This window comes from Virgibacillus sp. 6R, assembly GCF_001895305.1.
In the GTDB taxonomy this organism is placed as follows: domain Bacteria; phylum Bacillota; class Bacilli; order Bacillales; family Amphibacillaceae; genus Virgibacillus; species Virgibacillus pantothenticus.
This window is the reverse complement of record NZ_CP017762.1, coordinates 1418862-1434625: the sequence shown is the minus strand read 5'-3', so window position 1 is coordinate 1434625 and position 15764 is coordinate 1418862. Positions and strand designations below refer to the sequence as shown.

The 15764-nt window shown below is 35.3% G+C and carries 13 protein-coding genes and 2 pseudogenes; 13 read left to right on the top strand and 2 right to left on the bottom strand.

All coding sequences use genetic code 11. The features are described from left to right. The first annotated feature begins 21 nt into the window (after positions 1–21). From BKP57_RS23295 to tnpA, 9 genes and pseudogenes are all read left to right on the top strand, one after another. A complete protein-coding gene (locus BKP57_RS23295; RefSeq protein WP_156875285.1) occupies positions 22–159 on the top strand; it encodes a hypothetical protein in 138 nt (45 codons plus the stop codon). Positions 160–189: 30 nt separating this feature from the next. Continuing rightward, positions 190–678, top strand: a pseudogene (locus BKP57_RS23290) (ABC transporter permease); the annotation flags it as partial. 633 nt (positions 679–1311) lie between these two features. Further along, complete coding sequence (locus tag BKP57_RS06505; RefSeq protein ID WP_072741202.1) at positions 1312–2634, top strand: 6-phospho-beta-glucosidase; 1323 nt, start codon at positions 1312–1314, stop codon at positions 2632–2634. A 127-nt stretch (positions 2635–2761) separates the two neighbouring features. Next, the gene (gene licT / locus BKP57_RS06500) at positions 2762–3601 is read left to right on the top strand and encodes a BglG family transcription antiterminator LicT (protein ID WP_072741201.1); all 840 of its coding nucleotides are present in this window, start codon (positions 2762–2764) and stop codon (positions 3599–3601) included. A 203-nt stretch (positions 3602–3804) separates the two neighbouring features. After that, positions 3805–5718, top strand: a complete 1914-nt coding sequence (locus BKP57_RS06495; protein WP_072741200.1) for a beta-glucoside-specific PTS transporter subunit IIABC — start codon at positions 3805–3807, stop codon at positions 5716–5718. Positions 5719–5933: 215 nt separating this feature from the next. Further along, complete coding sequence (locus tag BKP57_RS21960; protein WP_156875284.1) at positions 5934–6086, top strand: hypothetical protein; 153 nt, start codon at positions 5934–5936, stop codon at positions 6084–6086. Between the two features lie 111 nt (positions 6087–6197). After that, positions 6198–7637, top strand: a complete 1440-nt coding sequence (locus BKP57_RS06490) for a glycoside hydrolase family 1 protein (RefSeq protein WP_072741199.1) — start codon at positions 6198–6200, stop codon at positions 7635–7637. A gap of 120 nt (positions 7638–7757) precedes the next feature. Continuing rightward, positions 7758–8594 carry a Cof-type HAD-IIB family hydrolase gene (locus BKP57_RS06485; protein ID WP_232231340.1) on the top strand — a complete coding sequence of 279 codons (837 nt, stop codon included), beginning with the start codon at positions 7758–7760 and terminating at the stop codon, positions 8592–8594. A gap of 144 nt (positions 8595–8738) precedes the next feature. Then, positions 8739–9019: pseudogene (gene tnpA, locus BKP57_RS06480) on the top strand (IS200/IS605 family transposase); the annotation flags it as partial. 402 nt (positions 9020–9421) lie between these two features. Here the strand turns inward: tnpA and BKP57_RS06475 are convergent. Both BKP57_RS06475 and BKP57_RS06470 read right to left on the bottom strand, forming a co-directional pair. Further along, positions 9422–10054 (bottom strand): CatA-like O-acetyltransferase, encoded by a 633-nt coding sequence (locus tag BKP57_RS06475; RefSeq protein WP_072741198.1) that lies wholly within the window; start codon positions 10052–10054, stop codon positions 9422–9424. A 217-nt stretch (positions 10055–10271) separates the two neighbouring features. Further along, the gene (locus tag BKP57_RS06470) at positions 10272–10910 is read right to left on the bottom strand and encodes a pentapeptide repeat-containing protein (protein WP_072741197.1); all 639 of its coding nucleotides are present in this window, start codon (positions 10908–10910) and stop codon (positions 10272–10274) included. A 574-nt stretch (positions 10911–11484) separates the two neighbouring features. Between BKP57_RS06470 and BKP57_RS06465 the strand changes: the two genes are divergently transcribed. The 4 genes from BKP57_RS06465 to BKP57_RS06450 all read left to right on the top strand — a co-directional run bounded on the left by BKP57_RS06465 (position 11485) and on the right by BKP57_RS06450 (position 15419). Beyond that, positions 11485–11790: a hypothetical protein gene (locus tag BKP57_RS06465; protein WP_072741196.1), complete on the top strand. Its 306-nt coding sequence runs from the start codon at positions 11485–11487 to the stop codon at positions 11788–11790. Positions 11791–12089: 299 nt separating this feature from the next. Continuing rightward, a complete protein-coding gene (locus BKP57_RS21955) occupies positions 12090–12269 on the top strand; it encodes a hypothetical protein (RefSeq protein WP_232231338.1) in 180 nt (59 codons plus the stop codon). A gap of 291 nt (positions 12270–12560) precedes the next feature. Beyond that, positions 12561–13391 (top strand): PRD domain-containing protein, encoded by an 831-nt coding sequence (locus BKP57_RS06455; protein ID WP_072741194.1) that lies wholly within the window; start codon positions 12561–12563, stop codon positions 13389–13391. Between the two features lie 105 nt (positions 13392–13496). Beyond that, positions 13497–15419 carry a beta-glucoside-specific PTS transporter subunit IIABC gene (locus tag BKP57_RS06450; protein WP_072741193.1) on the top strand — a complete coding sequence of 641 codons (1923 nt, stop codon included), beginning with the start codon at positions 13497–13499 and terminating at the stop codon, positions 15417–15419. Positions 15420–15764 lie beyond the last annotated feature (345 nt).

Sequence of the window (15764 nt, the reverse complement as noted above, 5' to 3'; positions counted from 1 at the left end):
CATTGTTTTTGGGGTAATAGCATGTTTTTTAGTGGAAAAAGTATATTAAAGGAACGAGCAGCACAGGCATTACGTTCAAAACCGCCAAAGAAAATGAAGAAAACGTTAGTGGAGAGAATTACCAGTGTATGGAATAAATTTTCATATGGAATAAGTTAATCCTAAGAAATATTTTTCTAAACTCAAGAAAAGAACTATTTTGAAGAGGGCCCTTCTGTAGATACGATTTCTTACCGGGTTGACATAAAAAAAGCGGTGGACAATATGATTCAACAAAATAATCCTGTCTTTATCATGTTTATTATTTGTGCGGTTATATTATCTTTTGGTGCCATGTTTACCATATCCTCCATTAATATATATGAGCGCACACGTGAACTTGCCACATTAAAGGTGTTAGGCTACCAGAAAAATAAGATAAACAGAATTATTTTTGTTGAAAATATCATACTAACGACATTTGCAGTAATTGTTGCGTGGCCAATAAGTGGTTATATGTTCAGTCTAGTTGTCGAAGCATTATCCAGTACCAATCAACAGATTCCTGATAGACTGAGATTCAGTACAATAGGCTTGGCAATCGTACTTACATTTGTATTGACGATTATATCGAATTTATTGCTTAGAAGAAAAGTAAATAGAATCGATATGATTGAATCGTTAAAGAGTGTGGAATAGGATTATTTTAAAAAGCTTACTCCAAGTGATAATGTATCGCTTGGGATAGATACTTTATTCTTAAATCACCTTTTCCTTGCAGACGAAATATTTTCAAATAAATGGACAACTACGTGAATAAGCTTGTACCGCCAAAAGAAAGGAACCGGAGAATTATGGAACCAGAAACTACTCTAAAACAGGGCGACCCTGTTGATTCCAATGATTGAACAGGTCCTTTATCAATTTCTTCAATTCGCTCTGAGAAAAACCGTGGAAAACCAATTACAGCAGCTTTAAAAGGATGGCGAGGGATTAAAAAAGGAAAAGGGATATAGACGTTGATAACGTCACAAAATAACAGATAAAATCAATATAAAATATAAGAAAACTCCCACAAGTACTTGGTTCAACCTTTTTTAATATAAACGTTGACACTAATCAAAAAATGTGATAACTTAAAGCTATAATTAAATAAGTTAACCTTAAAATTTAAGGAATGTAACCTTAATTGGGCATAACCTGAATTGATTTGAAAACGCTATACGTGCGTTTTCAAACAGTTCGGGTTTTTTTATTGCTCACCGCTATCCATGCATGAGGAATCGATTTTCAAAGGAAAAATGAGAGTTTTTAGTATAGGAGGTCATTTTAATGAGTAAAGACGTTAAAATTGTCACAATTGGTGGGGGTTCAAGCTATACTCCGGAATTAGTCGAGGGCTTTATAAAAAGATATGATAGTTTACCAGTCCGTGAGCTTTGGTTAGTTGATATCCCAGAAGGACAAGAAAAACTGGAAATCGTTGGTGGCTTAGCTAAGCGAATGATTAAAGAAGCTGGCTTGCCAATTGATGTACATCTTACATTAGACCGCCGGGAAGCATTGAAAGATGCAGACTTTGTAACGACTCAGTTACGTGTCGGTTTACTGGAAGCACGGGCAAAAGATGAACGTATTCCTTTAAAATATGGCGTCATTGGTCAGGAGACAAATGGACCGGGTGGACTTTTCAAAGGTTTGAGGACAATTCCAGTTATCTTAGATATCGTTAAAGATATGGAAGAATTATGTCCTAACGCATGGTTGATTAACTTCACCAACCCTGCAGGAATGGTGACAGAAGCAGTCCTCCGCCATAGTGATTGGAAGAAAATCATTGGTCTATGTAATGTCCCGGTCGGAATGAAAATGGGGATTGCAGATCAATTAGGTGTTGATCCTGAGCGGATTCAAATTGATTTTGCAGGATTGAACCATATGATTTACGGATTAAATGTCTATCTGGATGGGGAAATTTATACCGATCAATATATTGAAAAGATTGCTTCAGGTGACGTGTCAAGTGGAACGATGAGAAATATTGTCGACTTAAAATGGGAACCAGACTTCCTAAAAGCACTTCAAGCGATTCCTTGTCCTTATCACCGTTACTACTACAAGACAAGTGAGATGTTTGAGGAAGAAAGTAAAGCAGCGGCGGAAGAAGGAACTCGAGCTGAAGTAGTTCAAAAACTAGAAAAAGATTTATTTGAGTTATATAAAGATGAAGACTTAACGATCAAGCCTCCACAATTAGAGGAAAGAGGTGGTGCTTACTATAGTGATGCAGCATGTAGCCTAATTGATTCTATCTATAATGATCGCAGAGATATTCAGCCTGTTAATACAATTAATAATGGAGCAATTGCAAGCATTCCAGATGACTCAGCTGTTGAAATCAATTCTGTTATTACAAAAGATGGCCCAAAACCAATCGCTATTGGTGATTTACCTGTAGCAACAAGAGGCCTTGTACAGCAAATCAAATCATTTGAAAGAGTGGCAGCAGAGGCTGCTGTAACCGGTAATTATCAAACAGCACTTCTAGCAATGACAATCAATCCACTCGTTCCATCTGACACCATAGCGAAAGAAATTCTGGATGAAATGCTTGAAGCTCATCAAGAATATCTACCACAGTTTCAGAATAATTAATGACAGATAAGAAATAGTAATAGAATAGTCAAAAGGAGTTGGGCAAAGAGCCGGTTTTCGTACTTTGCCCGCCTCATACACTGATTGTATATCAGATTTCCTAAAATATAATTCAGGTGTGGGTAATATGAAAATCAAAAAAATATTAAACAATAATGTAGCATTGACTTATAATGAGCAGCATCAAGAAGTTGTCGTTATGGGCTTAGGCTTGGCGTTTCAGAAAAAAGAAGGCGATTCCATCGATCCAGAAAAGATAGAAAAGACCTTTATACTGGAGCATAAAGGTGTATCTAATAAGATTGCCGAACTATTAAAAGAAATACCAGAGATTTATTTGGAATTAGCCCATCAAATTATTGAACTGGCCAAGTCTAGACTATCCTATCAATTAGATGATTATTTATATGTCGCTTTAATTGATCATTTGAGCTTTGCGGTGGAACGACATAAATTGGGATACGATTTGAAAAATGCATTGTTATGGGAAATTAGCAAGTATTACAAGCAAGAATACAAAATAGCGCTAGAAGCACTGGACATTATTAACCAAGAATTAAATATAGAATTGCCAGAAGACGAAGCGGCTTCCATCGCATTGCATTTTGTTAATAGTCAGCTTTCTGGTGAGAATATGTCAAAGACTATTCAAGTGACAGAAATGGTCAATGACATCTTAAATATCGTTAAATATTATTTTCAAATAGACTTAGATGAAGACTCAGTCAATTATGAGCGATTTTTGACACATTTGCGCTTTTTTGCCATGCGTTTTATTCGCAAAGAAAAATTGGAAGACACATATGATGAGTTTTTATATGAGCAGATTAAAGTGAAATATGATAAAGCATATCGATGTGCAGAACGCATTGCTTCGTATATTAAAAAGGACTATAATTGGTCCATTTCACATGATGAAATATTGTATTTAACTTTGCATATTCATCGGTTAACCAATCGAATTTAAGTAGGGTTATTTAAAAGCCCTTAATGAATAAACTTAAAAGCATTTCCCGAACGTTTTGGTAAAAGGGGTTTTGTACTTTACAGAGACTAAGAATAGTAACATTCTTGCTTGTGAAAGTACAAACAAACATAGTATGGAATCATGTTTGTAAAAGCATTCGGATTTTTATTTAAAAAAAACAGATTAGAATTGGAGGGTTTAAAATGAAATATGAGAAGCTAGCGAAAGCCATAATTGAAAATGTCGGCGGTAAGGAAAATGTTAACAGTGTTGTGCATTGTATTACCCGCTTACGCTTTAAACTAAAAGATGAAGGAAAAGCGAATACGGAAGTGCTGGAAAACATGGATGGCGTTGTTACGGTTAGACAAAGTGGCGGGCAGTATCAAGTTGTTATAGGAAACCACGTGCCTGACGTTTATAAAGCAGTTGTTGCTGAAGGCGGTTTCGAATCGAATAGACCAGTTGATGACCCGGATGATAAAAGTAATAAAGGTAGCTTATTGGACCGATTTATCGATATGATTTCTGGTATTTTCCAGCCAATCTTAGCTGTATTAGTAGCTTCAGGTATGATCAAAGGATTTAATGCGTTATTTATTGCGATGGGTTGGCTTAATGAAGCAAGCGGAACCTACCAAGTTTTAAATGCAATTGGAGATGCATTGTTCTACTTCCTGCCAATATTCCTAGGATATACAGCAATGAAAAAATTTGGCGGAACACCTTTCTTAGGAATGTTGATAGCGGGTGCACTAGTTTACCCAGCGCTTGATCCGGGTGCTCAAGCGGGAGAGCCTTTATACACATTATTTGCAGGTACCCTATTTGAATCACCCGTTCATATAGAATTCTTTGGTATTCCAATTATTTTAATGACGTATGCGATGTCGGTTATTCCAATTATTTTATCTACATTTTTCGCTGCAAAGCTTGAAAATTTTTTTGCGAGAATAGTACCAGACGTTGTAAAAACATTTGTCGTTCCGATGCTGACCGTGCTTATCATTGTCCCATTAACCTTTATTGTCATTGGTCCAATTGCTACATGGGCAAGTCAGTTGCTCGGAGCAGGAACCATTTGGTTATATGAGTTAAGTCCTGTGATTGCTGGAGCGGCTATAGGCGCTTTCTGGTTAGTATTTGTTATGTTTGGACTGCACTGGGGACTTGTCCCAATTGCGATCAACAACTTTTCTAGTCAAGGATGGGACCCGATCTTAGCATTAATGTTTGTCCATTCCTTTGCACTAGCTGGTGCTCTTACAGCAATCTGGATGAGAACGAAAAAACAGAAGTTGAAAACACTAACCCCGCCCGCTATCTTATCAGCCATCTTTGGGGTAACAGAGCCTGGTATGTACGGGATTGCTTTACCACTTAAAAAACCATTCATCTTCACACTAATTGCATCAGGAATTGGCGGTGCATTATTAGGACTGTTTGGTACGGTTGGCTATGCGATGGGGGGACTTGGAATATTCCAGTTACCTAGCTTTATCCAACCAAAAGAAGGCATAAATGTTGCATTCATTGGTGCTCTTATCGCAGCTGCCGTTGGAACAGTGTTAGCATTTGTACTAACATACTTCTTTAGTGGTGCAAATAAAGAAACTGAAGAACCAGCTCCACAAGCAGAAGATAACACGAAACAAAATGTAACAAGTGAAGTAATAGAAAGTCCGTTAAATGGGGAAGTGATCAAGTTAGCTGACATTTCCGATTCCGCTTTTGCATCAGGTGCGTTAGGGAAAGGTGTCGCAATCAAACCTTCAGAAGGGAAGTTAATTTCACCTGTAGCTGGTACGGTTTCTGCTTTATTTGATACACAACATGCGATTGGTATTGTAACAGAGCATGGCGCAGAATTATTAGTTCATATTGGAATGGATACGGTTCAATTAGAAGGAAAGTTCTTTAACGCACATGTTGCTCAGGGAGACAAAATAGAAAAAGGACAATTGCTCATTGAGTTTGATATAGAGGCAATTGAAAAAGCTGGCTATGATATTTTTACTCCCGTTGTTATTACAAACTTTGATCAATATACGTCCATTGAAACTGCAGAAGAGGGAACGATTCAGGTTGGAAAGCCAATTATATTTTTAGATAAATAGATTATAACCTTCTATGGAAATGCAAGAAAAGATGCAACACTAAAAGAGTAAACTTGTCAGAAAAACAGAATGGTGCTGGCGAAGGGGGGGTAATCACATACGTTTCAAAGTAAGTTTGCGGTTTTCCAAGGTGACAATTATGAGGATCATCTAAATATAGTCACAGGCGGGGGATTAAACCTAACTGGTAAAAAACAGAAGAGCCCGCATCTGTCATGACTACCTATTCTAGTCAAGTAGATGGTGAGGGAAATGTGTTATTTGGTGATAAATATATTGCTTCCGCATATAACGCTGACATCATCTCTTGCGGAAAGATAATGATTATGATGGTATCATTGACGATGAAAGAACAGAATGCTTTGTAGAGTAAGTTACGAAAGAAAAGTTAGGTTAATACTTGAATGAAAAATGTTATCCAAGCGTTTACTCATAAAAACACTGCTTGGATAGCATTACAAAATGAAGGAGGTCATTACATGACAAAAAATACGAGATTTCCAAAAGGATTTTTATGGGGCGGAGCAACGGCTGCGAACCAGTTAGAAGGTGGCTTTGGTGAAGGTAATAAAGGATTGAATATTGCCGATGTCTTACCAGGTGGTAAAGAAAGGCTTAAAGTATTAAGTGAACCTGGGTTTGACTGGGAGATTGACAAAGATAAATATTACTACCCGAATCATTTAGGTATTGATTTTTATCACCGGTATAAAGAAGATATCGCTCTATTCGCCGAAATGGGATTCAAAACCTATCGCTTATCCATTGCATGGTCTAGAATTTTTCCTAATGGAGATGAACTGGAGCCAAACGAAGAAGGCCTGGCATTCTATGATCGTGTCTTTGATGAATTGGCAAAGTATGATATTGAACCTGTTGTTACTTTATCGCACTATGAAATGCCATTAAACTTAGTGAAAAATTATGGCGGCTGGAGAAATCGTGAGTTGATTACATTTTTCGAAAGATATGTTGAAACGGTATTAAACCGCTATAAAGATAAGGTAAAATATTGGTTGACATTTAACGAAATAAATAGTGGATTTATGATGCCAATCATGGGACTTGGATTTGCGATTCAAAAAGAAGAAGATAGGTACCAACCAACATTTCAAGCCCTGCATCATCAATTTGTCGCAAGTGCACTTGCTGTTAATGCAGCACATCGAATTATCCCGGGATCTCAAGTAGGCTGTATGATTATTTATGCCCCAGTCTATTCCTATGATTCCAATCCTGAAAACGTCATGTATGCACATGAAGAAAGTCGTTTATTTAATAATTTCTGTACAGATGTTCAAGTCCGTGGGAAATATCCTACTTTCATTAATCGCTATTTCAAGGAACATGACATTAATATCGAAATGGAAGATGGCGACTTAGAATTGATTAAAGAAGGTACTGTTGACTTTATTTCTTTAAGTTACTATATGTCTCGTACAGAAAGAAAAGAAAAAACTACAGATGAAATCGGTCAAGGTAACATGGTCGGTGGTGTTAAAAATCCATTTCTTAAAGCAAGTGACTGGGGATGGGAAATTGACCCAACAGGTCTTCGTATTACACTTAATGAACTTTATGATCGGTATGAAGTACCGTTATTTGTAGTGGAAAATGGTTTAGGTGCTTATGACAAAGTAGAAGAGGATGGCAGCATCCAGGACGACTACCGTATCGAATATTTAAGAGAACATATTAATGCGGTCGGAGAGGCTATTGAAGATGGTGTAGAAGTGATGGGCTATACTTCTTGGGGATGTATCGACCTTGTCAGTGCATCAACAGGAGAAATGTCCAAGCGTTATGGCTTTATCTATGTAGACCTAGATGATGAAGGTAATGGTACATTAGAACGTAAAAAGAAAAAATCATTCTGTTGGTATAAAGACGTAATCGCTACGAATGGAGAAAAGCTATAATCTCTCGGAGAACCCTAAACAAATTTAATTTGTTACTTCCAATTGTCAAGTACACTGAATAATTGAAGGTTATTTATTCATCATTGATGTAAGATAAATGTAGTACAGGAGTTGGATAGGTTGAAAAAAATTATTTTTATGGATATCGATGGGACACTCGTCAATGATAATGGAGTGGTCCCTGAATCAGCAAAGTCTGCGGTGCAAAAAGCGAGAGAGAACGGTCATCTTATTTTTATCAGTACAGGACGGTCGAAAGCAGAACTATATGAGGATATACTGGACATAGGATTCGATGGCATTATTGGCGCAGCTGGAGCATATATTGAAGTTGGGCAAGAAGTCATTTTACATGAAACCGTGGACCCTGAAGATGTCCAGCATCTGGTTGATTATTTTAGTCAGCATGGTATTGATTTTTATTTAGAGTCAAATGGTGGGTTATTTGCTAGTAAATACTGCAAAAAACATATACGCTCCATCATTGATAAAGTAATCAAGGAAAATCACGAGGCGAAGGAGGAAATTGAAAAAGGAATCCTTCCATTCCATGATGCGCTGATTGAAGGTAGAAATTTGATACGAGACGACATTAACAAGATCTCCTTTTTAGGATCAGACTTACCTATCGAAAAGATAAGTGAAGAGTTTGGAACAAAATTCAATATTATTTCTAGCACCGTACCTATCTTCGGGGAAAATAGTGGAGAATTATCCGTTCCAGGTATCCATAAAGCGACAGCTATTGTAAAGGTGTTAGAACATTTGAATATAAATAGAAAGAACTCATTTGGTTATGGTGATGGGATGAATGATTTGGAAATGATTCAATATGTTCACCGTGGAATTGCTATGGGAAACGCTAAAGAAGCTCTGAAGCTAGCGGCTGATGATATTACTGATACTCCTGATGAAGATGGTATATTTAATAGTTTTGTAAAGTACGGGTTAATATAAAAATTGGAGCCTGTCACTCGCTGAATTTTGTGATATTGTCGAAAGTGAAACCCCATCTGAATGAAGGTGGGGTTTTTCGGTGTTTGTATAATTCTGGATTTTAAACTTCCAAACTACATTGATGGAAGCATTAGTGATATTAAAGATTTCATCTATATGTTAGTTAGTATACCACCATAATGAAGCGTATCTCAATTTATGAGCTATTTAAAAGGAAGAAGCAGCCTCATGATTCATATAGATGTGGAAATCGGAAATTTTGGTGTAGAGGATTTTATGTTGATACAGTGGGAAGAAATAAAAAACAAATTCAAGAATATATCAGGAATCAGCTCAAGGAAGATTATAGGAGTGATCAATTAACATTATTTGAAGAGTTCGATCTATTTACAGGACAAAAAATAAGAAGAAATATCAACGAGTAAATGCAGTGCAAGAGGGAAACCCGATCGTTGGGGTTAAAGTTGAGATCGGTAATAAAGGCTTTCAGCCGCAGAGCAAACCACCAGTTCACACTGGTGGTTTTGATTTAGTGTGCCAAGCATGCGCACATTCTTTAGGGTTGAAGTTCTGAGCCAAGAAGGCAGTAGTGATTAGCTTAAGTCAAGGGTGCTTAGGGTGACCAAGAATCTGAAGGAAGTCGCGGCAAACAACATGAATGTTATAATCTAAGTCACAATGGAAATTATGTTGTATGCTTGGGTTGATGCCCGCATTCCCAAACAAATTTTTAATCAATTCCTCTTCCTTGTTTCATCATCACGATATAATTAAATCCCTGAATCAGTTTATTTGCGCGATTGTTTTCCTTCCTATTCTCCTAAAAGTTAACGATTCATTTCACGTTGCAGTGTTTCAAAAAATAACGTCACATGATAGCCATCTACTGTTGCGTGATGAACCTTAATATTCACTGGCATTAGTAACTTTGAACCAACTTTTTCGTACTTTCCACTGGTAATCATTGGTGTTAAATTATTTTTGTTAGCTGCTGCTTGAGATGAAAAATGTTCAAAATGCATCCAAGGAATTGATGAAATATTTACCACGTTGGGTGGAACATCTCCCATTGGTGCGATATCTGTTGTGTTTGCATACTCTTTTATAAGCTTTTTGTACTCACGGTCAACGGATTTATAATCTGTTAATCCTTCCAACCATAAACTATAAAATAACTCTTTTTCTTGATTAAAGTGCGTAAACGTTGGCACTAATTCTTGCCATTCTACTAATTGATTATCTATGTGGGCATATCTTAAATTCGGAATCGCGTTAACCGATTTAGTCAAATTAAAAATGGAATAAGCATAAAAACTTATAGATTCGTCTTTGCATTTTTTAACTGCTCGAGTAACATCAATTTTTGCTGTCACTTCAAACGTTGTGTCTGTCGCCATAAAATACTCATAATAGTTTCTTCTTGGAAAACTTTCTAAATCAATGACTTGATAAGTTGTCATCTACTTCAACCTCTCATTGAATATATTCAATTATTATAATATCAATACATTGTCAGTAAGACAGCATTTTTGTGCTGCCTTACCGTCTACAGTATATATAAAACTTTGCATAAATATTATCAAAATTTAATTTTGCCTTTTTTGATAAATAAAGTCTTCATACGTCATTTTATGCCTCTTAAAATCAAAGTACAAAGTTAAAGAGGATTAAACGGTATCAATTTTGTCGAATTTTTAGACCTAATAACGAAGCAAATTGTATTGCTTGAGACGTTGATACTATACATCCTTTTAAGTCCTCCATTGATACAGTTAAAGAATCAAAATCAGATGAGCTTATATCAATTCCTTTTAAAGGTGTCTCTTCAAAGCTCGCGCCATTAAGATTGCATGAAAGAAATTCTACTTTTTTAAGCTTACAGTCAAAAAGGTCGGCGCGTTCTAACGCAGCATCATCAAAAATCACCTTTTCCAGTTTTGAGTTACCGAACGTAACCATATTAAGAATGGTTTCCCTAAATCTTGTATTACCGATATAAGACTCTGTTAAGTTGCTGCCAAGTAACTTACAATTAAGAAACTCAACTCGATTCATGGAGGCATTCCCCAAATTAGCATTGGATAAATCACAATTCTCAAAGCGCACATCGGTAAGATCAATTCGGCTAAAATCCGTATTTGTGAAATTACAATTCCTAATCACTGTTTTATATAATCGCACTCGATCAAGTGCTTCGTCGGCAAATTCTGAATCGTTAACTATACACATTTCAAATTCCGGATCTTCTTCGTAAAAAATATCTGTAAATATTCTTGGCGTGAGATCTTCAGGGATTTTGGGTATGTCAATCTTCACTGTATACCTACCTACTTTCAAATAAATTTAATTCATTTATAAATTCTTTAGATACAAATATAAGGGAACGAACGTTCTTTTACAAGGCTTGACTTTTATGCATTTTCTGCTACATCGGATTCATAAAGGAGATATATTAACTGAAATTGTTTTGAGTTCTAAGAAAATCCCCTTATTAAATGAAATGGCCCGTTTGTTGAATAAATAATTCTAATCTTTCACATGGTACTAAGTGGTAATAAAAAGCTAACTTAATTTGCCTATTTGACAGCATTTATCCTAGACTAAAATGGTTAAAAAACATAAAAAATGATATAGTTCCCTACCAAAATTGTTTGAAAGGGAATTTTTAATAAAAGTATGTGTTTTTGGTAGGGGATTATATAGTGTTTACATTTGTTAATTTTAGGGAAAAATTTATGCTGAAATTTTGAATGGATTGAAATATATTTCATTAATTAAATGCAAAATAACCTTTTACTAAATCTATCAAAGATTGGGATTATTTGTTGTATGTTAAAATTGGTTATGTTACGCTTTAATTGAAATAACTACTTTAAGAAGAAATTATTACATGAAAAAAGTTTTAGTTTCAGGGTTATGTGCAAGTCTTCTTGTTGCAAATTTTGCTGGTACATCAGCACTTGCTGCAACAAAAGAGCATTCAACGCAAACAGAAGTTACTACAAGCGTTAACAAAGAAGGCGATGTTGAAGTACCTGAAGGCTATAGTATATCAGTAGTGACTAATCCAGTGACTAATCAATCTTTTTATAGAATCAATCCTGTAGTACAGACTTATGGTATTCTAAAATCATTTTTAAATACTGGTATGTTTGAGGATAAGATAACTTCCATTTTAGAAAGCTATGAATCTTAGTTTTGTTAAAAATACTCTTCTTATTCCGAATTAGAATAAGTTAAGATTGTTTTATTTTGGCTCTATACCTAAATGTGGTGGTACTCCTTATTGTATCAATGCGTAGAAAGAGGCAAAAAATTACACCCATTCCTCTCTCTTTTGATAACCTTGAGTTGCTGAGACAAAAGGTAAAGGAGAGGGAAAGAGTGCAATATCATCTTATTATAGATTTATTGGGGAAAAGATAAGCAAGTAGAAGTATGGGATATAAAAGAAAAATTCACGAAAAGTGCGCCGAGAAGTTCAAAGGGACAGCAGTGGATAAATTTCAAGATGAAATAATCAAACAATTTTTCAAGTGGATGAACCGCAGAAGTCAGCGTAATTCATTCACATGGGAGAAGTTTCGGTTGTTTTTGCGTAAATATCCACTTCCGAAACCGAAGATAAAGGTAAACATTTACGAATTAAGGGAGCATATTAGCTATATTTTGTGAAAGATGTTGGTGAGGAGCCGTGTGCGTTAATTGCGCCCGCACGGATCTGTGAGGGGACGGAACACAATCCCAATTGCACCTATATTTATCCTTACTTTATAGTGTAATTCAATTTTTTTGATAAGAATAAAAAAGCGCTTGCAATCCCTTTTTTATTGTGATATATTTAATGTATAATTTAATTAGGATAGTTACTGAACAAGAAGTAATCAGGCTATACCTTGACGTGGCGAAAGACTAGGTTTTCTTTGGCCAAGTTAAGGTATTTTTATTTTTAGAGGGTGTTATAACATGGCGGTTATAAAAAAAATCTTAAATAATAATGCAGTTTTGGTAAGAGATGAAAATGGAGAAGATTTTATTTGGATTGGCTCAGGCTTGGGCTTTCAAAAAAGAACGGGTGATGTAGCAGATCCAAATAAAATTGAGAAAAAGTTTGTTCTTCAAAGAAAACAAATGACAGAGAAGTTTGCATCATTACTAGAAAATATACCTACGCAATATGTCTCTCTTACTGACGATATTATTTCATATGCAAAAAGTGAAATTCCATATGAATTAAGTGACGCCTTATATATTTCTTTAACAGACCATATTGCTAATACCATTAGGTTGTACAATGACGGTATTGTCAATATAAATGAACTTTCCTGGGAAGTAAAGAAATTTTATCCGAAAGAATTCGCGGTTGGCAATAAAGCAATAGAGTTAATTTCCGAAAAAACAGGGATAGAATTTACAGAAGCTGAAGCAGGAAATATTGCTTTGCATATTATTAATGCTGAAATAAATTCTAATATCGGACAAATCGAAAATACAGCTAAAACGGCTAAAATGATTAGAGATATTTTATCTATTGTAAGATTTAAAAATAAGGTCGAACTTAATGAAGAATCTTTGGCTTATGATCGATTTGTAACACATTTGCGTTTTTTCTTTAAAAGGCTTGATAACCGAAAAGAAACATCTGTGGAAAATATGTTGCTAAAGCAAGTTAAAGATAAATACCATGGTGCTTATGAAACGATGAAATTAATAGAGAAATATTTAGATATACACTTAAATGAAGATGAGCAGCTTTACTTAATTCTTCATATCGAAAAGTTAATAAATCGTAATTAAAATAGGGTTGTTACTGGTAATGCAGGCAAGACCGAATTAGAATGTCCATTAACCTTCTAATTTTGTCTTGTCTTTTTTTTATACTATATAAAGGAGTAAAAAATTATGAAATATAAAGAACTAGTAAAAACAATATTAGTTGGTGTAGGCGGAAAATCCAATATAGGTGATTTAAAGCATTGCATCACCAGGTTACGTTTTAATTTGAAGGACGAATCACTGGCAAATCCTGAAATGTTAAAGCACACAGAAGGGATTATTACGGTAATTAAGAATGGGGGGCAATTTCAAGTTGTAATCGGTAACCATGTTCCAGATGTTTATGCTGAATTTGTAGCGTTTTCTGGTTTATCGATAGAATCGGAAAACAAACACAATCCAGAAGTAAAAGGGTTATTTAATAAGTTTATCGATATTATTTCAGGAATATTTACACCGGTTCTCGGGGTGTTAGCTGCAACGGGTATGATAAAAGGGCTTAATGCATTGTTTGTAGCTATCGGACTAATCTCGCTTGAATCTGGGACTTATAAAATTTTACAGGCTGCCGGAGATAGTTTCTTTTATTTCTTTCCAGTTTTCCTGGGTTATACTGCAGCTAAAAAGTTTAATGTAAGGCCTTTTGTTGGTATGGTTATAGGTGCATCATTAGTGTATCCTTTGATAACAGGAATAACAACGAGTGGAGAGCCTTTATATACATTATTTGAAGGAACTATTTTTGAGGCACCAGTGTATATTACGTTTTTAGGTATACCGGTTATTATGATGAATTATGCTTCAAGTGTTATCCCGATCATCATTTCCGTATACTTTGCTTCCAAAGTAGAGAGATTCTTAGGGAAAATTACGCCTAATGTTGTCAAGAACTTTTTAGTGCCGTTTCTAACGGTGATCATTGTAGTACCAGTTACATTTTTAGTTATTGGGCCTATTGCAACTTGGATTGGAAATCTTTTAGGAGCGTTAACATTGGCGTTTTACAATTTTAGTCCTATTGTAGCAGGAGGGATAGTTGGAGGTTTTTGGCAAGTATTTGTAATGTTCGGAATGCATTGGGGGTTAATCCCTATTGCTTTGAATAATCTTTCTGTATTGGGATATGACTCAATTATTGTTTTAGGGATGGCAACACCTTTTGCTACTGCCGGTGTTGTATTAGCAATAATTATAAAAACCAGAAATAACAAAGTGAAAAGTTTAGGAATTCCTGCTTTCATATCCAGTCTTTTTGGAGTGTCTGAGCCTTCTATCTATGGTCTTACTTTACCAAGAAAAAAACCATTTTATGCAACATTACTGGCTTCTTCGATCGGTGGAATCATTATAGGTATAGCTAATTCAAAAAGTTATATTATAGGTGGCATGGGGCTTTTTGGAATTCCAAACTATATTAGTCCTGACACAGGTTTGGATGCAGGATTTTATGGGTTTCTAATTGCTATAGCCGTTTCTTTCGTTTTAGGTTTTATTTTCACGTTAACTTTTGGCTACAATGCTAATATGGATGATGAAAATAATGAGTCTGTGGATTTACCAAAAGACGGAACAATAGATTCTGAAAAGATTTTATCTGAAATCGTAGTTACTACGCCTATCGAAGGAAAAGTTCTTTCTCTTACTCAAATTGAAGATAAAGCTTTTTCAGAAGGGCTCTTGGGAAAGGGAGTAGCAATTAACCCTACAAATAATGAAGTTGTGGCTTTCGATGAAGGAACGGTAACGAGTCTTTTTCCAACTAATCATGCTATAGGCATAACTTATGATAATGGTGTGGAAATGTTAATTCATATAGGTATGGACACTGTTAATTTAAACGGAGAGCATTTTCAATCACATGTTAAGCAAGGGGATAAGATAACAAAAGGCCAACGTTTGATTACTTTTGATTTAGAAGAAATTAAAAAAAAGGGTTATTCACTCATTACTCCTATTGTTGTGACTAACTCGAATGAATTTCTAGATGTAGTAGAAACAACAAATGATTATGTATCGATTGGTGAAGAATTACTAACAGTTGTAAATTAAATTTACTATAGGAGTATTCCTGTAATGAAGAAATTTAAGGTTTGAACAAAAAAGAATCTCTCTGGTATAGCGCTGGGTGTCGATGCATTGACCCCGAAATTAATAAAAACCAAGGAAAGGGCTCACCATGAATTGTAATCAAATCACAAAATATCGCAAATCACACCAAAAACATAATTGTAGGAATTGACATTGCTAAGGACAAACACGCCGCACGTGCACGAGATGACGTTAGCAAGTTATTGAAGGGATCCTCAAACCGAATCGTTACAGGCAGCTTAAGTTTTATAAACAAAATGTAAGAATAAATGAACTTGGATTTCTGGAATCAACAATCACTAATAA

Coding starts and splice junctions, on each gene's coding strand:
- BKP57_RS23295 (WP_156875285.1), top strand. CDS start 22: ATGTTTTTTAGTGGAAAAAGTATATTAAAGGAACGAGCAGCACAGGCA.
- BKP57_RS06505 (WP_072741202.1), top strand. CDS start 1,312: ATGAGTAAAGACGTTAAAATTGTCACAATTGGTGGGGGTTCAAGCTAT.
- licT (WP_072741201.1), top strand. CDS start 2,762: ATGAAAATCAAAAAAATATTAAACAATAATGTAGCATTGACTTATAAT.
- BKP57_RS06495 (WP_072741200.1), top strand. CDS start 3,805: ATGAAATATGAGAAGCTAGCGAAAGCCATAATTGAAAATGTCGGCGGT.
- BKP57_RS21960 (WP_156875284.1), top strand. CDS start 5,934: ATGACTACCTATTCTAGTCAAGTAGATGGTGAGGGAAATGTGTTATTT.
- BKP57_RS06490 (WP_072741199.1), top strand. CDS start 6,198: ATGACAAAAAATACGAGATTTCCAAAAGGATTTTTATGGGGCGGAGCA.
- BKP57_RS06475 (WP_072741198.1), bottom strand. CDS start 10,054: ATGACAACTTATCAAGTCATTGATTTAGAAAGTTTTCCAAGAAGAAAC.
- BKP57_RS06465 (WP_072741196.1), top strand. CDS start 11,485: ATGAAAAAAGTTTTAGTTTCAGGGTTATGTGCAAGTCTTCTTGTTGCA.
- BKP57_RS06455 (WP_072741194.1), top strand. CDS start 12,561: ATGGCGGTTATAAAAAAAATCTTAAATAATAATGCAGTTTTGGTAAGA.
- BKP57_RS06450 (WP_072741193.1), top strand. CDS start 13,497: ATGAAATATAAAGAACTAGTAAAAACAATATTAGTTGGTGTAGGCGGA.